This is a genomic window from Pseudooceanicola onchidii (assembly GCF_004959925.1).
In the GTDB taxonomy this organism is placed as follows: domain Bacteria; phylum Pseudomonadota; class Alphaproteobacteria; order Rhodobacterales; family Rhodobacteraceae; genus Pseudooceanicola; species Pseudooceanicola onchidii.
This window is the reverse complement of the sequence record NZ_SPUW01000001.1, coordinates 12,902-35,425: the sequence shown is the minus strand read 5'-3', so window position 1 is coordinate 35,425 and position 22,524 is coordinate 12,902. Positions and strand designations below refer to the sequence as shown.

The 22,524-nt window shown below is 58.8% G+C and carries 19 protein-coding genes; 15 read left to right on the top strand and 4 right to left on the bottom strand.

What is annotated here, in order from left to right:
- Positions 1–16: 16 nt before the first annotated feature.
- On the bottom strand, positions 17–883 hold the full coding sequence (gene serB / locus E4S58_RS00150; RefSeq protein ID WP_136634308.1) for a phosphoserine phosphatase SerB: 867 nt from the start codon (positions 881–883) through the stop codon (positions 17–19).
- A 72-nt stretch (positions 884–955) separates the two neighbouring features.
- Positions 956–2,929: a nucleoside-diphosphate sugar epimerase/dehydratase gene (locus tag E4S58_RS00145; protein WP_136634307.1), complete on the bottom strand. Its 1,974-nt coding sequence runs from the start codon at positions 2,927–2,929 to the stop codon at positions 956–958.
- 405 nt (positions 2,930–3,334) lie between these two features.
- Here E4S58_RS00145 and E4S58_RS00140 point away from each other — a divergent pair, with 405 nt between their 5' ends.
- From E4S58_RS00140 to E4S58_RS00120, 5 genes are read left to right on the top strand one after another with little or no spacing between them, the layout of a single operon-like run.
- Positions 3,335–4,633 carry a nucleotide sugar dehydrogenase gene (locus E4S58_RS00140; RefSeq protein ID WP_240789489.1) on the top strand — a complete coding sequence of 433 codons (1,299 nt, stop codon included), beginning with the start codon at positions 3,335–3,337 and terminating at the stop codon, positions 4,631–4,633.
- 3 nt (positions 4,634–4,636) lie between these two features.
- Positions 4,637–5,581, top strand: a complete 945-nt coding sequence (locus tag E4S58_RS00135) for a Gfo/Idh/MocA family protein (RefSeq protein WP_136634306.1) — start codon at positions 4,637–4,639, stop codon at positions 5,579–5,581.
- Positions 5,578–6,150 carry an acyltransferase gene (locus E4S58_RS00130; protein WP_136634305.1) on the top strand — a complete coding sequence of 191 codons (573 nt, stop codon included), beginning with the start codon at positions 5,578–5,580 and terminating at the stop codon, positions 6,148–6,150. Before E4S58_RS00135 ends, E4S58_RS00130 begins: the two co-directional genes overlap by 4 nt.
- A 3-nt stretch (positions 6,151–6,153) precedes the next feature.
- Positions 6,154–7,269 carry a DegT/DnrJ/EryC1/StrS family aminotransferase gene (locus E4S58_RS00125; RefSeq protein WP_136634304.1) on the top strand — a complete coding sequence of 372 codons (1,116 nt, stop codon included), beginning with the start codon at positions 6,154–6,156 and terminating at the stop codon, positions 7,267–7,269.
- Between the two features lie 43 nt (positions 7,270–7,312).
- Positions 7,313–8,641, top strand: coding sequence for a polysaccharide deacetylase family protein (locus E4S58_RS00120; protein ID WP_136634303.1), 1,329 nt, complete (start codon positions 7,313–7,315; stop codon positions 8,639–8,641).
- 9 nt (positions 8,642–8,650) lie between these two features.
- On the opposite strand, the gene E4S58_RS00115 is transcribed toward E4S58_RS00120, so the two are convergent.
- The gene (locus tag E4S58_RS00115) at positions 8,651–9,340 is read right to left on the bottom strand and encodes an acylneuraminate cytidylyltransferase family protein (protein WP_136634302.1); all 690 of its coding nucleotides are present in this window, start codon (positions 9,338–9,340) and stop codon (positions 8,651–8,653) included.
- The gene (locus tag E4S58_RS00110) at positions 9,337–10,368 is read right to left on the bottom strand and encodes an MraY family glycosyltransferase (RefSeq protein WP_136634301.1); all 1,032 of its coding nucleotides are present in this window, start codon (positions 10,366–10,368) and stop codon (positions 9,337–9,339) included. Before E4S58_RS00110 ends, E4S58_RS00115 begins: the two co-directional genes overlap by 4 nt.
- A gap of 122 nt (positions 10,369–10,490) precedes the next feature.
- Between E4S58_RS00110 and E4S58_RS00105 the strand changes: the two genes are divergently transcribed.
- The 10 genes from E4S58_RS00105 (at position 10,491) to E4S58_RS00060 (ending at position 22,521) form a co-directional block, all read left to right on the top strand.
- Positions 10,491–11,150, top strand: coding sequence for a NeuD/PglB/VioB family sugar acetyltransferase (locus tag E4S58_RS00105; RefSeq protein WP_136634300.1), 660 nt, complete (start codon positions 10,491–10,493; stop codon positions 11,148–11,150).
- Positions 11,147–12,172: an N-acetylneuraminate synthase family protein gene (locus tag E4S58_RS00100; protein ID WP_136634299.1), complete on the top strand. Its 1,026-nt coding sequence runs from the start codon at positions 11,147–11,149 to the stop codon at positions 12,170–12,172. The genes E4S58_RS00105 and E4S58_RS00100 overlap by 4 nt, the downstream gene beginning before the upstream one ends.
- Positions 12,169–13,317 (top strand): UDP-N-acetylglucosamine 2-epimerase, encoded by a 1,149-nt coding sequence (gene neuC, locus E4S58_RS00095; RefSeq protein WP_136634298.1) that lies wholly within the window; start codon positions 12,169–12,171, stop codon positions 13,315–13,317. The genes E4S58_RS00100 and neuC overlap by 4 nt, the downstream gene beginning before the upstream one ends.
- A gap of 94 nt (positions 13,318–13,411) precedes the next feature.
- Complete coding sequence (locus E4S58_RS00090) at positions 13,412–14,842, top strand: aminotransferase class I/II-fold pyridoxal phosphate-dependent enzyme (protein ID WP_136634297.1); 1,431 nt, start codon at positions 13,412–13,414, stop codon at positions 14,840–14,842.
- Between the two features lie 31 nt (positions 14,843–14,873).
- Positions 14,874–16,139 (top strand): lipopolysaccharide biosynthesis protein, encoded by a 1,266-nt coding sequence (locus E4S58_RS00085; protein ID WP_169052560.1) that lies wholly within the window; start codon positions 14,874–14,876, stop codon positions 16,137–16,139.
- Positions 16,140–16,220: 81 nt separating this feature from the next.
- Complete coding sequence (locus E4S58_RS00080) at positions 16,221–17,426, top strand: ATP-grasp domain-containing protein (RefSeq protein WP_136634295.1); 1,206 nt, start codon at positions 16,221–16,223, stop codon at positions 17,424–17,426.
- A gap of 8 nt (positions 17,427–17,434) precedes the next feature.
- Positions 17,435–18,934 carry a hypothetical protein gene (locus E4S58_RS00075; protein WP_136634294.1) on the top strand — a complete coding sequence of 500 codons (1,500 nt, stop codon included), beginning with the start codon at positions 17,435–17,437 and terminating at the stop codon, positions 18,932–18,934.
- Positions 18,931–20,022, top strand: a complete 1,092-nt coding sequence (wecB, locus tag E4S58_RS00070; protein ID WP_136634293.1) for a non-hydrolyzing UDP-N-acetylglucosamine 2-epimerase — start codon at positions 18,931–18,933, stop codon at positions 20,020–20,022. The genes E4S58_RS00075 and wecB overlap by 4 nt, the downstream gene beginning before the upstream one ends.
- A complete protein-coding gene (locus E4S58_RS00065; protein ID WP_136634292.1) occupies positions 20,019–21,254 on the top strand; it encodes a glycosyltransferase family 4 protein in 1,236 nt (411 codons plus the stop codon). Before wecB ends, E4S58_RS00065 begins: the two co-directional genes overlap by 4 nt.
- A 22-nt stretch (positions 21,255–21,276) precedes the next feature.
- Complete coding sequence (locus E4S58_RS00060; protein WP_136634291.1) at positions 21,277–22,521, top strand: hypothetical protein; 1,245 nt, start codon at positions 21,277–21,279, stop codon at positions 22,519–22,521.
- Positions 22,522–22,524: the final 3 nt, after the last annotated feature.

The window sequence follows — 22,524 nt, the reverse complement described above, 5'->3', positions numbered from 1 at the left end:
CAAGTGTTAATTAATATCAGGGCGTGACGAAGTCGGTGCGCGCATAGCCCTGCAGGTAAAGCAGGCTGGTCAGGTCGCCGTGGTTCACCCGGATCTCGCACTGCGCCGCGACCGAAGGTTTTGCATGGAGCGCAACGCCCATCCCGGCGCGGCCCAGCATGCCCAGGTCGTTGGCCCCGTCGCCGACGGCGATCACGTCGCCTTCGGTCAGGCCGAGGCGGGCGGTGATTTCCTCAAGCGCCTGCACCTTGGCCTCGCGGCCCAGGATCGGGCGGCCCACCTCTCCGGTCAGCGCGCCGCCTTCGGCGATCAGGGTATTGGCGCGGTTTTCGTCAAAGCCGAGCGTTGCGGCGATCCTGGCTGTAAAGGCCGTGAACCCGCCCGAGACCAGCGCGCAATAGGCGCCGTCGGCTTTCATGGTCGCGATCAGTTCAGGCCCGCCGGGCATCAGGGTGATGCGGCTGTCGATGACCTGCTGGATGACGCCTTCGGGCAGCCCCTTGAGCAGCCCGACCCGTTCGGTCAGCGCGCCTTCGAAATCCAGCTCTCCGTTCATGGCGCGGGCGGTTATATCCTTGACCCGTTCGCCCACCCCGGCCTCTTCGGCCAGTTCGTCGATGCATTCCTGCTGGATCATGGTGCTGTCCATGTCGGCCAGCAGCATCTTCTTGCGGCGGTTCGCGGCGGGCAGGATGTTCAGATCGACCTTCAGGCCCTGCAGATCGGCCCAGACCTCGCGGAAGTTGCCGGGCACCTGCGACAGCGCGAATTCCGCCGCCTCGTCCGGCGCCAGCCACTGCAGCGCGCCCCCGCCCCAGGCATTGCGCAGCGCGTCGGCGGCGGCGGGGTCAAGCTGGCGGGCGGTGAGCGTGGCGATATACATGGCGATCCCGGGGCTGTTGTCCGCGCGTGGTAAAGCATGGCGCGGACGGAAGAGCCAGAGGGTTGGATGGGGTCAGTCGACGGATGAGACGACCCGCAGCTGGGAAACTCCGTCTTGCGGCCCGGCCCGATTGCGCATGTTCCACATGAGATCAGCGATCTCGTCACTGGAGGGAGCATATCCCAACGGAGCCTTCCGGAAGATCGCGATAACCTTGTTTGCATCGAAGGCGAGGCTGGCTTCCCAAAGCTGATCCAGCAGGACGGAGAGCTTTGAGTAGTCGAGCGCGACTTCGGACGCCGTCATGATGCGAGGATGGCTGGTCCCAGATGCGTTGTCACCGATCAGCAGCTCTTCGAACAGTTTTTCGCCCTTGCGCAGACCCGTGATCAAGATGGGCATGTCGCCGCGTTCAGGATCAATCTCGTCTTCATGATCGATCACATAGCTGGCCAGACCGTGCAGGCGTGCCATGGAGTGTGCCAGTTCCAGGATTTCCATGGGCTCACCCATATCGAGGACAAAGACATCTCCTCCCACGCCCATGGCCCCCGCCTGGATGACAAGCTGGGCGGCTTCGGGGATCGTCATGAAGTACCGATTGATCTTTCGATGCGTCACGGTGATCGGACCGCCGTGATCGATCTGCTGCTGGAAGCGGGGAATGACCGAACCCGACGACCCAAGAACATTCCCGAAGCGCACCATGGAGAAGATGGTATCACTCTGTTCCATCGCCAAAGCCTGGCAGACAAGTTCGGCCATGCGCTTCGAGGCACCCATGACATTGGTCGGCCGAACCGCCTTGTCCGTCGAAATCAAAATGAAATGCTCGACGCCCGCTTCAACCGCTGCTTCGGCAATTGTCTTGGTCCCGAAAACATTGTTCCGGATACCTTCGACCACGTTTTCCTCGACCATCGGCACATGCTTATAGGCGGCGGCATGATACACAGTCTGGACCTTGAACGTCCGCATGATCGCGCGCGTACGCTCACGATTTTGAACAGACCCCAGAACTGCCGAGATTCGGATGGTGTCGCGCCCGGTCCGTTTGGCCGTCTCCCGCAGTTCCGCTTCGATCTGGTAGAGAGCGAATTCCGAAATATCCAGAAGGATCATCTCGGACGGGTTCATGTGAAGGATCTGCCGGCAAAGCTCACTGCCGATCGACCCTCCGGCGCCCGACACCAGAATGGTCTTGCCGGTGATGTTGCGTCGCATCAGATCATCCATTGGCGCCACAGGATCGCGCCCCAGAAGATCTTCGGGGCTGACATTGCGCACATCCGCAAGGGTAGCGGTGCCGCGCACGATGTCCTCGACACCCGGAATGGTTTTGATGTCGATCTTGTAGCGCGTCAGGCCGCGCACGATCTCTCGTAGACGGGCACGGTCCACGGACGGCAAGGCCAGGAGAAGTGTCGTCGCTCCGGTCTGGTCGATCAGACCGGCCAACCTGTCCGGGGAATATACCCGCAGACCGCCGATCGTGTTCTGATGAAGAGTGACATCGTCATCGACGAATGCCACCGGCCTGTAGGGCTTCACCAGGTCCATTGCGTTGACCAACTGCCGCCCGGCCTCGCCCGCGCCGTAGACGATCACAGGGGCACGCGCGCCGTAGTATGTCCGGCGAAACAGGCTGCGGATCAGAAAACGGACCCCGCTTACCGACAAGAACAGCAGCACCGCATATATGATCGGTACAGAGCGGGGGACCGGTGCATCCATGGCACGCGCCGATATGGCCAAGGCCACAGCCGACAGGACGACTCCGAACAGGACCGTACGTAGTGCCCGTGTACTTATGTATCTGACGACCGCACGATACAGACCCAACCGCAGGAAGACGAACAACGTGACGGGCAAAACGACCGCCAACGGCCCCCAAATCCCGTCGCGCGCAACGAACGCAAGAGCATCAAGGCGCAGGGCCATCGCTGTCAGGTAACACACTATGACCAGCAGAATATCGGCCACGGCCTGAATGGCGACTTTTGTCGTCCGGGACAGTTTGCTCAAATCCGCGGTGAAGACATCCATGTCCGGACTCCACACAATTTACTATCGAAACCTGCGCTAGTCCCTAATCGAAGGTCAAATGCAGGACAACTTTTTGTTGGCGAAATTTGGCTCAGCCCCCCTTGGGGTCCTGCCCGGCGGATGAAGCGACGGACCCGGCATGGCAGAGGCAGCCTTGTGCATCTTGTAGCCATGCAATAGGCCTCGATCATCGTGTGGCGGCATGACGGTTCAAGAGACTTCGTTGAGATGATGGTCGAATACTGGATAGGTTTCACTGCCAACGCACCGGATGACACCCAGCCGTCCTGCGCGACGAACCAGACCGGACCCGCGCTCCGCCGATACGTTCGGGCGCATTTGCAATAATCGATTCACGACATTCGCGAGGCTTCCTTGGACAACATTACTTCGCCGCACGCAGCAATCGGATTGGGGTCAAAGCTCGACGCGCGTCAGGCCGTCATAGGCATCTTGGGAATGGGATACGTCGGGCAGCCTCTGGCTCTCCGATTTGCATCTCTCGGTTACAAGGTCATTGGCTTCGACATCGATTCTCGCAAGGTTGACGAACTGAACGCCGGTCATTCGGGCATTGAACACATCAGCGATGACGACGTCGCCAATGCGGTCGCGCAAGGGATGACGTGCACGACCGATTTCAGCCGTGCGTCAGAGGCCGATGCTCTCATACTCTGCGTGCCGACCCCACTGAACAAGTACCGCGAACCGGATCTCAGCTTCGTCACCGACACCATGAATTCCATCGTGCCGTTTCTGCGGGCAGGTCAGGTGATCTCGCTTGAAAGCACAACGTACCCCGGCACGACCGAAGAGGAAATTCTGCCTCGGATCGAAACGCGCGGTCTGGTGGTCGGTCAGGACGTCTTTCTGGTTTATTCTCCTGAGCGGGAGGATCCGGGCAATGAACGTTTCTCGACCCATTCGATACCGAAGGTTGTCGGAGGCCATACGGCAACCTGCCTTGATGTCGGCCAAAGGCTGTACGGGCAGGCCATCGATCGCATCGTCCCGGTTTCTTCAACCCGCGCGGCTGAAATGACCAAGCTGCTTGAGAACATCCATCGAGCCGTGAACATCGGCCTCGTGAACGAAATGAAGATCGTTGCGGATCGCATGGCCATCGACATCCACGAAGTCATCGACGCGGCAGCCACCAAACCTTTCGGGTTCACGCCTTATTACCCCGGCCCGGGGCTCGGGGGGCACTGCATTCCGATCGATCCGTTCTATCTGACTTGGAAAGCGCGGGAATACGGGCTTCACACGCGTTTCATCGAACTGTCAGGCGAAATCAATCAGGCCATGCCCGACTACGTCGTTGGCAAGCTGGTCAAAGCACTGAACGAACGTGAGAAATCCTTGAAGGGCAGCCGGGTCCTTGTGCTTGGGATCGCCTACAAGAAGAACGTCGACGACATGCGCGAGAGCCCGTCGGTCCAGATCATGGAGCTGATCCGCGCCTCTGGTGGCGACGTCGCCTATTCGGACCCGCATGTCCCGGTTTTCCCAAAGATGAGGGAACATCAATTCGATCTCGCAAGCACTGAACTGACCGCAGAGACCATTGCAAGCTTCGACGCGGTCGTGCTTGCCACGGACCACAGCCGTTTCGACTATCAGGTCATCGCGGACAACGCTGCTGTCATCATCGATAGTCGTGGCGTCTACCGCACCCCGGCCGACAACATAGTGAAAGCCTGACACATGACGAACTACGCACTTATTGGCGCTGCCGGATATATTGCCCCCAGACATATGAAGGCGATCCGTGATACCGGCGGAGACCTTGTGCTTGCCATGGACGTGAACGACAGCGTCGGCGTGATCGACAGCTACTTTCCCAAGGCCGCCTTTCACACCGAGTTCGAGCGGTTTGACGCAGCCATGGCCGACATGCAGCAGACCGACCGGAAAGTGTCTTACGTCGGCATCTGTTCACCCAATTACCTGCACCACGCGCACATGGCCTTTGCCTTGCGATCGGGTGCGGATGCGATCTGTGAAAAGCCGCTGGTCCTCGACACCAAGGATCTCGATCGCCTCGCCGCGCTGGAAGGTCAGACCGGGCAGCGCATCAATTCGATCCTACAGCTGAGGCTGCATCCTGCGATTCTTGCCCTGCGAGACAAGGTTGCGAACGGCCCGGCGGACAAGATCTATGACGTCGACCTGGGGTACTTTACATCGCGCGGATCGTGGTATCACGCAAGCTGGAAAGGCGCTGTCGCCAAGTCGGGAGGCATCGCCACGAATATCGGCGTCCATTTCTACGATATGCTCGGGTTCATTTTCGGCCCGCTCAAGGAAAACATCGTGCACCATCGTGGCCACGATGCAGCGGCAGGATACCTGGAATTCGCAAAGGCGAGGGTCAGGTGGGTGTTGTCCATCAACCGCGACCACCTGCCGTCGCACACGCCCGAAGGCCAGACGACACATCGATCCATCACGGTTGAAGGCGAGGAAATCGAATTCTCGGGCGGCTTCACCGACCTGCATACGGCCAGCTATCAAAACGTGCTGGACGGCAAGGGATACGGTCTTGACGCCGTGCGCCCGTCCATCGAACTGGTGACCGAGATCCTGAACGCGCCATTGCAGCCCACGCGCGGAGAACAACACCCGGACATCACAAAGGTGTTGCGATGATCGCCGAAACAGCCTTCGTGCACGAGAGCGCCTACATCGATGATCGGGTCGAGATCGGCGCCGGGTCGAAGCTCTGGCATTTTGTGCACGTTCTGTCGGACACCCGGATCGGCACCGACTGTATCCTGGGGCAAAACGTCATGGCCGGGCCGCAGGTTACGATCGGCGACGGCTGCAAGATCCAGAACAATGTCGCGCTGTACAAGGGCGTCACACTTGAGAATGACGTGTTTTGCGGCCCGTCCTGCGTTTTCACGAACGTATTGACGCCCCGCGCAAACGTCGAACGCAAGGATGAATTCGGCGCCACGTTGGTAAAACGCGGAGCAACTATCGGTGCAAATGCGACCATCGTCTGCGGCAATACACTTGGCCAGTGGTGCATGATCGCGGCAGGCGCCGTGGTGACACGCGATGTGCCTGATTACGCCTTGATGGCCGGAGTCCCCGCGCGACAGATCGGATGGGTCAGCCAATCCGGCGAAAGGTTGGACGACAGTCTCGTTTGTCCGCGAACCGGTGAACGTTATGTCGAGACGGACGGTCGCCTTCAACGCCAAGAGGACTGATCCATGCACTTCATAGACCTCGCCGCACAACAAGATCGTTTGCGCACTGGCATCGAAAAGCGGATCGCGGCGGTCCTTTCGCATGGCAGCTATATCATGGGGCCCGAGGTCAAGGAACTTGAGACCGCTCTTGCCGAGTTTTGCGGCGCGGCACATTGCGTCAGCTGCGCAAACGGCACCGATGCGCTGGAGCTTGCCCTGATTGCTTTGGGCGTCGGTCCCGGCGATGCCGTTCTGGTGCCGTCCTTTACTTTCGCCGCAACAGCCGAGGTCGTTCCGGGCACAGGCGCCGTCCCCGTCTTCGTTGATGTCGACCTCGCAACCTATAACATGTGTCCGAACAGCCTGTCGCGCGCGATTGAACATGCCCGCGATCTGGGCCTGCGACCCGCAGTGATCATTCCGGTGGATCTTTTCGGGCTCCCGGCCGACTACCCCGAGGTCTCGCGCATCGCTGAGGCTGCCAGTGCCGTCGTCATCGGCGATAGCGCGCAGGGGTTCGGAGGATCGATCAAAGGACAGATGACGGGGACTTTCGGCAAGATCACGACAACATCGTTTTTCCCGGCGAAACCCCTGGGATGCTATGGCGACGGTGGCGCCTTGTTCACCGACGATGCTGACCTTGCAGTCCTGCTCGACAGTCTGCGCGTTCATGGCAAGGGCGCCGAGAAATACGACAATGTACGCATTGGACGGAACTCCCGGCTCGACACCCTGCAAGCAGCGGTGCTGCTGGAAAAACTGGCCGTATATGGCGAGGAGATCGAAGCCCGGAACCGTATTGCCAGACGATACACGACGGGCCTGTCCACAAAGTTTGCGACACCCGTCATTCCAGAGGGTTACCGGTCGATCTGGGCTCAATATACCCTTCGAACCGACACACCTGCGGCGCGCGACAACGCAATGTCTGCGCTGAAGGCCGCAGGCATTCCGTCTGCGATCTATTATCCCCGCCCCTTGAACAAACAGACAGCCTACCGCGAGTTTCCGTGCGACCCGAACGGATTGCCCAATTCGGAACTGGCGGCGCAAACCGTGTTCAGCCTTCCGATGCATCCCTATCTGTCCGAGGCGGACCAGGACCGCGTCATCGACGTGCTCAGCCGTGCGTGACAGCTTTCGGATAACGCGCCCGGCTGGGCCAGTTTGGGATTGGTTGGCCAAATGGGTCTTTGAAGATCAATTGGGCCTGCAGGCGTCGACAGAGCTTGGCACAGGTCAGGAGTTCGTGTTGTCGCGCGACAGCAAGGTGCTGTCGTTCCCGGCACGAGCTGCGGCGCTGTTCGGCGACCTGCAGTCGGGCAAACGACAACTGGACCCGACCAGGCGCCTCGGTGCGGCATTCAGCCCGTTTCTCACACAGGCCGACCTTCCCGTACTGTCCGACTCGGAGCCGGACCTGACAACGGCCGAAGACTCTCTGCGTTTGAACTTTGATCCCCTTGCCCTGCCGGCGATCATATTGTCCGGCATCGAAGAAACCCTGACTGTCGACCGTGACACCCACGACCGCTTTGCCGCACGCCAGAGCCTTGCCTTTCGCGAAGGCTGGTTGGACAGGCCGGTGGTTGACGAAGCGGTCAACCTTTTGCGTAACCTCATCAATCACCTTTGGCCGGGAACTATTTCCCCTCCTGCCCGCGGTGACATGCAGGTCTCGTGCGATGTCGATCAACCCTTCTCGCCCGATCTGCGGAAACCGCTGGCTTGGGCCCGGTCGGTCGGCGGCGACATCATCAATCGAAAAGACCCGGGATTGGCGATCCGACGCGCGCTGAACGGCTGTCTCGCGCCGCTTGGGATCGGGCATCTTGATAGCGCGAATACCTTCGACAGATATATGAAGGTGCTTGAGACCGCGGGGCAGCACGGGGAATTCTACATCATTTCGGGACATTCCGGTGGTGCCATTGACGGGTCTTATTGTCTACGTGAACCGCGGATACGCAACCTGCTTGCGCGACTTGCGAACAGAGGCCACCGTTTGGGCCTGCACGGCAGCTACAACACCTTCCGTGACCTTCGGCAAATTTCGGAAGAACGTGCAAATCTTCTGAACACGCTCGAACAGATCGGAATGTCCACAGATGTTCACGGGCAAGGCAATCGGCAGCATTATCTTCGTTGGGACATGGCGCAGACACCCGAGCATCTCGAGGCCGCCGGCTTTGCCTACGACACCTCGGGCAGTTTTCCGGATGCCGCGGGTTTCAGGTACGGAACTGCGCACGCCTTTCCGATGTGGAGCTTTGCCGAAGGTCGTGAATTGAAATTGCAGCAACGCCCCTTGATCGCGATGGAGTGTTCGGTGATTGCACCCAAGTACATGGGCTTGGGATACACTGAAGAAGCCTATTCGGCCTTCGAGACACTGCAGGACCGCGCTATGGCATATGGCGGCACGTTCACACTGCTCTGGCACAACAGTCATTTCGTGTCCGCACAGGACTGGGCCCTTTTCGAACACCTCGTCAACCGGGCGTGACTGACCGCGCTAAGGGGCAAGACCTCTTCGATGGACCAGCCATTCGGCGTCGTCAAAGTCTTCATGCGTGTCGATATCGATTGACGCAGCCCGATCCGCGCACAACACAGCCTTGGTGCCATCAGGGAAAAAACTACGGGTCTGTTCAAGAACTTCGGTCCGGACCAAATACATCGAGCCGTTTACAAATACTGTTTCAGGCAGGTCCTGACTTCTTTTCTTCAAACCTTCGGGAAAGAGTGGGGCCAAGGCTCCGTCCCTGTGCAAGAACATGTGCTGTGGCGGATGATCCGCTTGCGATACCCCGATGATTGCCGGAGCGTCGGACGAGCCGAGACAATCGATCGCCCGGAGCCAGTCCTTGGCGTCCCTGAAAGGGTTGGTCGGTTGCAACAGGGCCAGCGCATCAAAAGGTCCGCCCGATGCGACCGAAAGCGCATGCAGGGCTGCGTCCGCAGACGTTGCCGTATCGCTGGCCAATTCCGCAGGCCTCAGGCCAGGAACTGACAGATCAAATGCTTCTCCGACTTTGGCGATGGCAGGGTCGTCGGTGGACAACACGACCCGAGAAAACAAACCCGAGGACGTTGCGAAACGGGCAGACCACCCGAGAAGTGGAATGCCCCCTAACGGCCGGACATTCTTGCCAGGCAAGCGTTTGGATCCACCTCTAGCAGGAATGACGGCAAGAATTTTCATCGCGCCGGATCTTTGCGCTGTGTCGGCCGAAGAGTGAGCAGCCAGGTTCCTGCGCACAGGGCATAGGCGAGAAGCAATGCAGTGCCTGATGCAGGGTGGCCAAAAAATCCGCTGGCCCAAAGAGCCAAAGGAAGCATGACCAGAAGCTCAACCGCCGCGAAGCACACGGTAACCTTGACGTGGCTGCCCCAGATCCGCGAAAGCCTTTGATACAAATGGCGACGATGCGCTTGCATGACGGCCTCCCCCTCTGCCAATCGCAAGACCAAGGTGAGCGTGGCGTCAGTGATGAACGGCGCAAGAAGGATCAGGACGGCGGATCCTTCTGAGGCTGACCAGCCCCGTGCCAGCATCAGGATCAGGGCGGCCATACCCAAGAAACCCGAGCCCGCGTCCCCCATGAAGATCTTGCCGACAGGGAAGTTCCAAACCAGAAATCCGCCGACTGCGGCGCCCAATACGACACTCGCCGTAGCAGTCGAATGGTCCTCGGCGGACAAGGCCAGAATTAGCGTTACCAAACAGAAGGCCAGGGCATGAACACCTGAGATACCGTTGATGCCATCCATGAAGTTCGTCAGGTTGACGAGCCATATCGCGAAAAGAAAGGTGATGATCCAGGCGAATGGCCCGAATGCCAGTTCACCGCTGGGGTATGGCAAAGTGGCTACCGGTCCAAGCAAGACCATGACCAGCACGGCGGACGCGGCATGGGCCATCAGCCTGAGCCTGGTGCCGAGCGTCCACACATCGTCGGCGATTCCGATTGCCGCAATCAGACCGCCCCCGATCCCCAAGGCCAATGCCAGGTCTTGTCGGATCCAACCTGCAGCTCCGGCCACTGCCGAAAACGCCAAGGTGATGGCCACAAACGAAAGACCGCCGCCGCGTGGTGTGGGAACCGAATGTGAAGAGCGCGCATTCGGCACGTCCATGACACCCCGGCGCAAAGCCGCATATCGGACGACGCCAGTAAGAATGACACCAGCGCAAAACGCCAGACAACCGGACAACACAAGGTAAGTCACTGACTGAAATCCCTCAACTGCTGCCTGCCCAGAGTACGATGCCGTCAGCTAAAGGAATGCTGGTGGAGTTTCAAGCTGAGCCGCGTTAAGCAAATCGCAAACAGACGCCACTCAGGGACACAATGACGGTCATTTCCAGCAAGTCTCAGATTGGTATTGCCCTTGTCGGAGCAGGCGGACATGCCGCCGTCGTATTGGATGCGCTGCGGCAATCGGGCTTTGCAGGTCCAGTCGCCGTTTTCGACAGTGCGCCGACGGGGCGAGACCTATTGGGTGAACCGGTCCAAAAGGGCCTGCCAACCCAGGACAGCCACCCTGCCCAAAACTGGTTGGTCCATGTGGCGATCGGCGACAATCGCACACGCGAAGGTGCCGCCGCAGCTCTGACAGGTCGCGGTTACGGTCTGGCGACAATCGTCCATCCCTCCGCGATTGTCAGCAGCCATTCGAACATCGGCGTCGGCAGCTGCATGCTGGCCAGAACCGTGGTCAGTCCGCGGTCCAATATCGGTTTCGGCTGCATCGTGAACACCGGTGCCATTGTCGAACATGACTGCAATGTCGGCAATTGGGCTCACATCAGCTGCGGTGCAATTATGACAGGAGGCTGCAAGGCGGGTGACAGGACCTGGATCGGCGCCGGCGCCGTGTTGCGCCAACAAAGCAAGGTTTGCGACGACGTCGTGATAGGGGCCAACGGCACTGTCCTGAACGACATCGAACACCCGGGAACCTGGGTCGGCACTCCGGTCCACCGTCTGGAAGGTAGAAACGAAACATGAGCCTGTTCTTCATTGCCGAAGCCGGCGTCAATCACAACGGGCGTCTTGATCTGGCTGAGCGGCTGATCGACGTCGCGGCTGAGGCCGGGGCAGATGCCGTCAAGTTCCAGACGTTCAGCGCCGACGCCACGGTCGTGGCCGGAACCGGGACCGTGGCTTATCAAAAGCGAACGACCGATCAGGCCAACCAGTACGACCTTCTCAAGGCCCTCGAACTGACCGCCGATGAGCACCGTATCCTGCGCAAGCGTTGTGACGCCGCCGGGATCGAGTTCATGTCGACCGCGTTCGACGCCGCCAGCGCCCGCTTGCTTTGTGAACTGGGCGTCCAGCGCATCAAGGTTCCTTCCGGAGAGCTGACCAATCTGCCCTTCATTGAATACCTGGCCGGGCTTGGGTTACCGATAATCCTGTCCACCGGAATGGGCACGATGGCGGAAGTTGAAGCGGCCGTGGAGACAGTGAGCCAGACGAAAGGGAAAGCTGTCAAATACCTTCGGGATGATCTTTGCATTCTGCATTGCACAAGCGCCTACCCCGCCCCCGACGATAGCTTGAACCTCCTTGCGATCCGCACGTTGTCCGAAAAGTTTGACCTGCCCGTCGGCTATTCTGACCATTCCGATGGCCCTATCGCGGCGTTGATGTCCGTGGCGCTTGGGGCGGTCGCCTACGAGAAGCATTTCACATTGGACCGAACCATGGACGGGCCTGACCATGCCGCATCCATGGAGCCCGGCGAGTTGGCCGATTTGGTCCTGCACATGCGGCGCGCCTCGGCGATGCTTGGGGATGGTGTGAAGGCCCCGCAATCGTGTGAAATCGAAGCCAGAGGCCTGGTCCGGCGGTCGCTTGTCGCCGCGCGAGACTTGTCGGCAGGCGACAAGCTTACGTTCGATCACATTCGGATCCTGCGCCCTGAAGGAGGGCTCGCGCCTTCCGAGTTGACCCGGGCCGTAGGATCGATGCTGACCAAGGACCGCCCTGCAGGCAGCCCGATACGAGAAGAAGATATCTCGTGACACGGCGGATCGTTTATCTGTCGGGCTCGCGTGCTGATTTCGGCTTGATGGAAAGGTCGCTCCGCGCGATCGATGCAGATCCACGCCTGGATCTCGAGATCCTGATTTCCGGCCAGCACCTTTCAGGTCTTCACGGCCTGACCGCCACGGACATCGAAGGCTCCGGGTTTGCGTCGCGTCGATTGGCAGAAGTCCCGATGGTCGGGGAGGACCGGGCCGAGATGTCGACGTCGGTCGCGCAACAAATGCAGTCGATCACTGCCGCGCTGGCCGAGATCCGTCCCGATCTCCTCCTACTGCTTGGCGATCGCGGAGAAATGGTCGCCGGCGCCTTGGCTGCTGTCTTTCTAGGGATTCCAATCGCCCATTTTCATGGGGGCGAGCGCTCCGGGACTGTGGATGACCAATTCCGTCGGGCGATCAGCGCCTTGGCTCACATCCATTTTCCACCGACTGAGGCTGCCCGGGACAGGCTTCTTCGGATGGGCGAAGTCCCCGAGAACATTCACTGGCTCGGAGCGCCGGGCCTTGACGCAATCCGCGGCTTCACCCCAATTGACGCCAAAGATCTGCGAACTGAACTCGGCCTGCGACCATCCGGACCGCTGTTCATGGTCGTTTTTCACCCAGTCGTTCAGGACGCCGATCTGGCCGCGCTGCAGACGTCCGAGCTTTTGTCGGCATTGTCGGATCAAAATGCCGACGTCGTAATCATGGCCCCTAATTCCGATGCGGGAAGTGCTGCAATCTCAGCCACCTACCGCAACGCAAGATCCGCATCCGAAGCCGACCGCCCGGCCCGTTTCCACTGGTTCACGCACCTTGAACGTGACCGTTACCTTTCTCTGCTCGCGGCAAGCGATCTGCTGATTGGAAATTCCTCGTCAGGCATCATCGAAGCGGCCTCGTTGCGCACGGCTGTCGTGAACATCGGTGATCGGCAAACGTTGCGCGACAGGGGTAGTTCGGTGTTCGACTGCGATGTTACGGCACACGCAATCAGCGACACCATCGCGAAGGCCTTGGCATACGATGGACCTTATGAAAGCGTTTATGACGCGGGAGGATGCGCAGAACGACTTCCAGACGTTCTCGCCTCTCTCGACATTTCGCGACGCTTGATCAAGAAACGCTACAGTTTTTGAACACAGCGCCTGTTGGCGCGACCATGATTGTGGGGACGAAATGGGCCACTCCGGCATGAGATGCGTCACACGCGATGTTCCGATCAGGGACTGCATGAAAGCGATCGACGACTCGACCATCGGCGTGGTGCTGCTCGTCGACACTGAAGGGCGCTTTCTCCGGACCGTGACGGATGGCGACATCAGGCGACTGCTGCTAGATGGAGCAGGCGTGACAGATAGTTTGAGCCGCCTTCCTGAAACGCGATCCATCACAGTCGGGCCGTCCGCGACGCCCAAGCAGATGATCGAAGCGATGGACGCAAAACGTATCGATCAACTGCCGGTGCTTTCTGACGACGGCATGCCTATCCGGATTGTTCATCGCCGCGACCTTGGCGGTCAGGTCCTTTTGTCCACCCCGCACATCGGTGAGGATGAACTGGCTTATGTGAATGAGGCCTTTTCAACGAATTGGATCGCCCCGCTAGGACCCAATGTCGACCAGTTCGAACGTGATGTCGCAGAGTATGTCGGCAGCGCCGCGGCCTGCGCATTGTCGTCCGGCACCGCGGCGATCCATCTGGGGCTCGACCTTCTTGGCGTCGGACAAGGCGATACCGTTTTTGTCTCGGACTTCACTTTCATCGCAAGCGTGAACCCGGTTCTCTATCTGGGAGCAGAGCCTGTCTTGATCGACAGCGAGCCGCAAAGTTGGAACATGTCGCCTGCCGCGCTGGAGCGCGCCTTTGACGATGCCCGACGAGACGGCAAAATGCCAAAGGCCGTCGTCGTGGTGAACCTTTATGGTCAAAGCGCCGACTATGATCCGCTTTGCGAGATTTGCGCAAAGTATGGCGTGCCGATCCTTGAAGACGCCGCTGAATCACTTGGCGCAAAGTACAAGGGGCGGTCGTCTGGGACGATTGGCAAACTGGGGTGCTTCTCGTTCAACGGGAACAAGATCATCACCACATCTGGCGGGGGAATGCTGGTCGGCGATGATCCCGAAGTGATCGCACGCGCACGCCATCTCGCCACGCAAGCACGTCAGCCGGTCGCCTGGTACGAACATACTGAAATCGGATACAATTATCGGCTCAGCAACATCCTGGCGGGCGTGGGGCGGGGCCAGATGAAGGTGCTGGATGACCGCGTGGCGCGTCGTCGGCACGTCGGAGATGTCTACAAGTCTCAACTCTCTGACATCGCGGGGGCCACGATGATGCCAGAGCCGGACTGGAGTTTTTCGAACCGCTGGCTGTCGTGCATGACGCTGGATCAGGTTGAACAAGGCAAATCTCCGGACGAAATCATCGCTCGTCTTGGGGAACACAGGATCGAAGCACGCCATCTGTGGAAACCCATGCACATGCAGCCCATCTTGCGTCACTGCCGGTTCTACGCACATGACGACGGCGCCAACGAACCGGTTTCGGCAGGTCTGTTCGCACGCGGACTATGCCTGCCCTCCGGCTCCAACATGGACGATGATACTATCGCGCGCGTCACCGACACCCTGCGCAATACTTTGTCGGCCCGATGAACCGCTTCCCCACGACAGTGCTGGGCTGACGATGGACATCCGCCGTTTCCTGACGTCTGTCGTGATCTATGCCGGAACCAGCGCGGTGGCGACCGCCGTTCCCGTGTTGCTGCTGCCTCTGCTGACGCGCGTGCTTAGTCCGGCCGACTACGGGCTCGTCGGTTTGTTTCTTATCTATGTGAACATCGCCACCCCGCTTGTCGGGCTGGGATTGAACGGCGCACTGAGCGTCAGGTATTTTCAGGACGACTGGGATTTCAACAGTTACGTCAACGCGTGCGTCAGGATCACCGCCCTTCTCTGGCTGATACTCAGCTTGGCGTACCTATTACTCTCACCGCTTTTGCACAGCGTCGCAAAGATGCCCACCCCATGGGTTCTGGCGGCGATCTGCGCGGCAGCTGCGAATAGTGTGATCCTTTTGCGGCTGGCTATCTGGCAGGCAGAGCGGCGGGCCGCTGCGTTCGGTGCGACTCGGATCCTGCAAGCCTTCACTGACGTCGGGTTTTCAATCCTCTTCGTCTTGGCAATTTGGCAAAGCTGGCAGGGGCGCGCTTTTGCAATGACCCTTGCCTTCATTCTGGTCGGCCTGTTGTGCCTGCGTTCTCTTTACCGCGGGGGCTATATCCTGCGAGGCCTGGACGGCGAAGCGGCACGGGACGCGCTGCGGTTCGGCGTGCCCCTTCTGCCGCATCTTCTGGGAAGCCTGACACTGTCCTTTGCCGACCGTCTCTTGGTGTCGAACCTGTTGGGACTCGACGCGCTTGGAACCTACATGGTGGCGGCTCAGATCGGATTGGTTCTCAACCTGGTCATCGTATCCGTGAATCGTGCTTTCGCACCGGTTCTCATGAGGCTGCTGTCCAAGGAAGACGACGCCATAAACGCGCGAGTGGTCCGTCTGAGCTATATCTACATGATTGGTATCGCTATGATCGCAGCCCCCGCCGCAGTCGTGAGCCCTGCGCTCGTTACCTGGGTCGCACCTCCTGAATTTGAACCGGCAGCTGCCGTGCTTCCTTGGATCATTGCCGGAACGGTGTTCACGGCCTGGTACTATACGGTAACGAATTACCTGTTTTATGCGGGGCGTACCGGTTGGCTGTCTCTGGCTACGCTTGTCTCTGCCGGTGTGGCTGTTCCGTCATCCATCATATTGATCAAGGCACATGGCCTCGTCGGGGCCGGACAGGCCTACGCCCTCGGCCAACTGGTGTCATTCCTCGTCACCTTCGGGTTCGCGATCCGTGCGCATCCGATGCCCTGGATCCGCGCCGTCCCCTTCGCCCGCAGCTGAAGTTACCAATGGTTGCCTGCTGAATTCTCGGCTATGTCTCCGGCGACCCGAGGGTAGTTTGCATTTGGCAAGGAGATTTCAGTGGCCATTTCAAAGCTGAAAATGACTTTGGGCCGAAAGGCGATGAAAGTCGGCCTCCTCCGAACCATGTTGGAATGGCGGCTATCGAGACGGACTGCGCGCAAACCCGCTGGCCCATTCGTCGTCGTCCTATCAATGGGCCGCAACGGACACTCCTATTCCGCGGCCCGCGCCGCGAAAAGTCTGGGTTTGAAAGTACTTCTGATCACGGATGTTCCTCAGACGCATGAGATGCTCTACTCCGATGCGCTGATTGCTTTGGATCCACTCACCGACCTTGAGGCGATCCTGAAATCACTTGCCGATTTTCGGCTTATCGCCGTCTGCGTGTCGATCAAACACCTGCTGCTGCCCGCGCAGGCCCGCATCGCAGAAGCCTTCGATCTTATTTCAGTCGGCACGGATACCGGGGTTCTGAACAACAACAAGCTGGCTTGGCGTGACGCGCTTGCGGAGGCTGGGGTCGCCCAGCCAGCCTATGGCAGGGATCCCAAGCTTTTCGAACATAAACCATGCATCCGAAAGCCGATCAGCGGAACAGGCAGCGCTGGCGTGATCCAGCTTGGCCCGGAGGACGACAAGGTCCGCCACGCCGGTCCCGACAGCTTCTTCGAAGCCGCCGTCGCGGGCGATCAGTACGATTACGAAGGTGTAGTTGAGGACGGCAAACCAAGGATTCTGGTCCGCGTATTTGAGCGCTACATCCTTCAGAACGGGACATTCGCAGCACATTTCTTCCTGTTCAATCCCGTCATTGATCCAGATCGCGATAGCTCTCTGACCGAATGTGCAGTTAAAACCCTTGCTGCGTCCCGGGTCGTCAACGGGGCGTTTCATGTTGAAATGCGCATGGATGGCAAACAGGCCGTTCCAATCGATTTTGCCAATCGGATGGGCTACGAGCGCTTTGTCTCATTCGCGTCAGGCGAAGATTTTGCCAAGGCGCATGTCAATTGTTTCCTTCCGGAAAAAATCGACTATTCCATTTCCACGCCGAAGCCTCTGGTTCAGTACTTTTGCTGGACACGTGAGAGTTTTGACGTCGCAGAACGTATCCGGCAGACGCATCCGTCGCGTGTGTTCGATTCTTACATGAAACCGCATAAATTTGCCGGCGAGCCCTGCGAGGGCATGATCGTGTTGACGCATGACAGCATGGATGAGTTGCTGGCACTGACCAAGGACCTTGGTGTCTTCGCACCTTGACCAAGACCATGACCCACCTGACGCACCGCGCGCTGATCGAGGCCATCCGATCGTGTGAAACTTCGACCGAAGGTGAACGACTGCTGTCGGATCCCGGTTTCGCCGAAGTGTATCCATTGGTTCGTCAACGCCTGATGGCCAATAATCTTGCTGGCGTGAAAGGTGCCGCTCAAAGTCGCGCGCAGCGATTGAAGGGCCTTTGGAATATCGTGGCTCACGAATGGAACAGGCCAAGCCGACCGGATGGCAAGGCAGAGGTCGCGATGTTGTCTTATTCGACATCGAGACTTTTCCGCCTGCCCGCAGGATGGCCGGACGCGTTCGCGCATCCTTTTGCCGAAGCCGCCAGCGGCATGAATAAACGTATGACGGTTTTCGAAGTACCTGCCAGAGGAGAGTACAGGCGGCCCGCCATCGGGCCGTCATTTTCCATCGGTCGGGACGAGATTTTGGTCCGAGTGAAGATGGCGCTCGGTGCTAAAGACAAGACAACCCATACCGCAATCACAGACTTTTCCCAGCTCGCCAGGGCGCGCGGCTTGCAGACGGATGGGCTGACCCGGGACGCCTGGGGCAGGACGTGGACGGCTTTTGTGAAACGCCGCAGTATTTTCGAAGCCCAGTTCGCCCACAGTCCGCTGGACATCGCGATCGCCGTGACGTGGTATGCGACAACTGGCATGGCATTCACCAGTGCCGCACAGCGGCAGGGCATTCCGGTGGCAGACCTTCAACACGGGGTACAGGGCGCGCACCATTGCATGTATGGCGAATGGCCAAGCGCAACATCGGAATCTTCGTTGATCCCATCCGCCTTCATGACCTGGAGCGAGGCAGAGCATTCCAATTTGTCCAATTGGATCGGCGCCCGTCGAAGAAGCTACGTGTCCGGCATTCCGTGGATGCACATGGATGAAGATCTGCTCGGAACCAGCCCTGAATTTCTTGCCTTGAAAAAAGCCGCAGGCGAGAGGCCGATCATTCTTGTCACGCTGCAGCCTGAACCTTCTGCCCTTTTGTCCAAGGTGGAGGACCTACTTGCCCTTCCGGGCGCGGATCGATTCAGCTGGGCGGTTCGCTGCCATCCGGGGCACGTTGACCAAGTTGACGAAATTGCGCGACGTTTCGCAGGGCACGCGAACGTCTTGCCGGTACACGCCGCCTCACTTGCGCCGTTGAGTCTGGTGCTGAAGCTCTCAACGGTCCATGTGACAGAATTCTCCTCGGTTGTTATCGAGGCCGCGGGTGTCGGCATCCCGTCTGTCCTGACGACGGGATATGGGGTATCCCATTATGAACATCTGTCGGATGGCATGACATCGGTGGAAACCGAGCCGTCTTCCATTCTAGCGGCACTGGTCCGCCTGTCATCAACTGGTGTTGAAAATCGGACCAAGACAGGCGCACCCATTGACGATAAGACCCCCGCGACGGCCTTGGCCCGTTTCATGGCGGACGCCGCCGCAGACCAATTCGATATCAAAAGACTTGAAGGTGCAGACTTGTGAAGACGATTGCCACTGTCCTCGGCGCCCGCCCCCAGTTCATCAAGGCGGCGACGATCACCCGGGCTATCCGACAAACTGAAGGGCTACGCGAAGTCCTGATCCACACCGGTCAACACTATGACGACAACATGTCGACCGTGTTCTTCACGGATCTCATGGGGCAGGCTCCGGATCACAACCTGCACATCTCGGGCGGTACGCACGGTGCGATGACCGGACGCATGCTTGAGGCCGTCGAAGGGGTGTTGTCGCAGGTTCGACCAGACATGGTTCTGGTGTACGGTGATACGAATTCAACTCTGGCCGGTGCCCTGTGTGCTGCGAAAATGCACATTCCCGTCGCCCACGTTGAAGCCGGGTTGAGATCTTTCAACATGAAGATGCCCGAGGAAATCAATCGTAGGCTGACAGATCACTGTTCTGACCTCCTGTTCACCCCGACAGACACCGCCGACCGTAACCTGGCCAATGAAGGCATCGAGAGCGGCAAGGTGCACCGTGTTGGCGACGTGATGTACGATGCGTCTGTGCATTTCGGAAAACAAGCCGCCGAAAAGGGAGAGCTTCTGGCATCGCTCGGCTTGAAAGATCGCGACTACATTCTCGCCACGGTTCACCGCCAGGAAAATACGGACCATCCTGATCGCCTTGGATCGATATTGGACGCGCTGGCAGCCATCGCAAAGGAGATACCTGTTCTATTGCCTCTTCATCCGCGCACCCGGGCGAAGATTTCGGCAACGGGTCTGGATCAACTGCTGAGCAAGCTGACCTGCGTAGAACCGCTCGGATACCTGCAGATGGTCGAGGCGGAGCGCTCTGCCGTCGTAATCGCGACCGACAGCGGTGGCGTCCAGAAAGAGGCATTTTTCCATAAGGTCCCTTGCGTCACACTGAGAGATGAGACCGAGTGGGTCGAACTTTTGGATTCTGGCTGGAACCGGCTCGTCAGCCCGGCCCAGGGAAGCAAGGCGATCCAGAATGCGATCCTTTCGGCTCGCGGCGTGGCCGGTGCAGCTGTCGAACCATACGGTCTAGGCGACGCGAGTGATCGAATTGCTCAGGTGATCAGGGCCTATCTGGCATGAGACAGACGATATGGCTGGTCTGTCAGTACGCGTCGACACCTGCGGTCGGCGGCCACCTTCGACAACACTACCTGGCGCGTGAACTGGCGAAGCAGGGACACGATGTCTATGTGATTTCGGTCCGAAAACACCACCTCATGGTCAAACCGGAGATAGCCAAGGCAGCGCCGTTCAAAGAAAGCGTTGATGGCTATACGATGGTTCGCGTGACCACGCTCGACTATCCGCATGCGCATCACAAAAAACGAATCCTGGGATGGATTCAGTTCGGCCTGAAACTGCCCGGTTTGTTGCGGCACGGTGTCCCAAAGCCCGATGTGGTGCTCTACTCCTCCCCTGGTTTGCTGGGGTTTCTGGGCGCTGAACGCGTCGCGCGCAGGGTCAAGGCCAAGTTGGTCTTCGAGGTGCGAGACATCTGGCCCCTGTCGCTCGTCATCATTGGAAACTACGAACCTTCACACCCGTTCATCAGGCTGCTTCAGTGGGTCGAAGACCGCGCCTATCGCGTGTCGGATCAGGTGATCTCGAACCTTCAAAACGCGGTCGATCACATGGCATCGCGGGGCATGGACCGGGGGAAATTTCATTGGCTGCCGAACGGCGTACTTCTGGGGGACCGTTCCATGGCAGACCCGCTTGCACCCTCGGTCAATGACCAACTGCCGACAGGGAAGTTCATCGTAGGCTATGCGGGTACCTTGGGCGAGGCCAACAACCTCGATGTGTTTTTGGCAGCGGCGGCTCAGTTGCGGACCAGAACTGACATTGAGTTTGTTCTTGTCGGCGACGGCCGAAACAAAGACGAGCTCAAGGCCTACGCACAGCGCGAGCAACTGGACAATGTGACCTTCATTGATGCGATACCGAAGACCCAGGTGCAGTCGTTATTGTCGCACTTCGACGCCTGCTACATCGGATTGCCAGCAGAACCGCTGTTCAAATTCGGTGTATCGCCCAACAAGCTCTTCGACTATCTCGCTGCGGCCAAACCAATCATCTATGCCGTTGATTCAGGCCCCTACAATCCGGTGTCGGCCCATCATGCGGGCGTCGCGATCGCTCCGGGAGACCCCGAGGCCATTGTCGCAGCCGTCAACAAGCTGGCGGCGCTGTCCGATGAGGACCGGTGTCGCATGGGTCAAAATGGTCGAAATGCCGTGGAGACCGAGTATAATTACGCCGAGCTTGGCAAGCAGTTGGACGTCATCCTGACACAGGATCTGGCAACCTGAACTTTTGGTAGAAAGGGCCGGTATGCGGGTCGTCTACATCATTATCCTGCTTTACCTGCTTTTGCCACTGGCTGGGCTTTACACGGTCAGCGATGTTGTTCTGAACGTCTATTACCTGTCGATCCAGACAGTTTATGATCTGCGACTGGCCTATCCATTTTACCTTGGCTGTTTCGCGTTTTCGTTCTTCCTGTCCCAATATTTCCGGTCGGGAAGTCGGTTTGTTCAGGAAGAGATCCGCCTCACTCAGGGGCAGTTGACCAACTTGGGTCGGTTCATCACGCTTTTCCTAATTGTTGCTGCCCTGATCGTCTTCGCCTTGGTCGGTCAGGACATCCTGACGGGCAAGACGCATCGGGGCGCCGTTCGTGTGTCGTTCGGCGGCTTCGGCTTTCTTTACAAGACCTTCGTTCAGTTCTGGGTGCCCACGGCCTTGGCTCTTTCCGGTATTTTGTACAGGATTGGCCGCACACAGGGGATCCGATACGGTTTTCCGATTGTGCACTTGCTCCTGACGCTCGGGACGCTGGCCATGATGGGCTACAAGTCCGGGATCATTGTCGGGCTCTTGCCGTTCCTCTTTATTGTCATACCGTTGCTGTCCTGGGGGGTTCAGGCATTGATTGGCGCTGCTCTGACAGGCGCCTTGATCTATTACTCCGCGATCATCATGGACGCGCAGAGCCTTACGGCCGCAGCGCAGTACCTCTTTATCCGAGCCACGGAAGGCACTGCTTGGGGTCTGATCGCGAGCTGGGAGATCTTCGAAACGCCGCACCCAAGCAGCTGGCTGTCACTCATGCCAATCTTCGGGTCACGCCTGACGGCAATGATGATGGATATCCCCCGGGATTCGATCGAATATCTGATGTTGGGCAGCGGCCAGTACGTTACGTACCTTGTTCACCCGGATCCTTCCGTCGTGCTGGCCGGCGAAACCAATCTGACGATCACTCTTGCCGGAGAGGGTGTGTACCTATTTGGACGGAGTGGTTTCTGGTTCGTCGCCATACCGGTCGGCTTCATCACCGGGCTCATGTGCAATGCTCTGCGCACATCAATCAACAGTAACAAGATTATCACCGCTCCGCTGATGAGCATCGCGGTCACGAACATCCTTCTGCCGTTGCTGAACTCTGGCGGGATCGTCTCGCTCTTTTCGGCGTTCAACATCTTTTACGTTCTGATGACCTTCCTGTTCCTCAAGGTCCTCTACATGGCCTTCCTGACACCACCGCGAAATATCCGTTCGTGGCAACATAGCTGACAG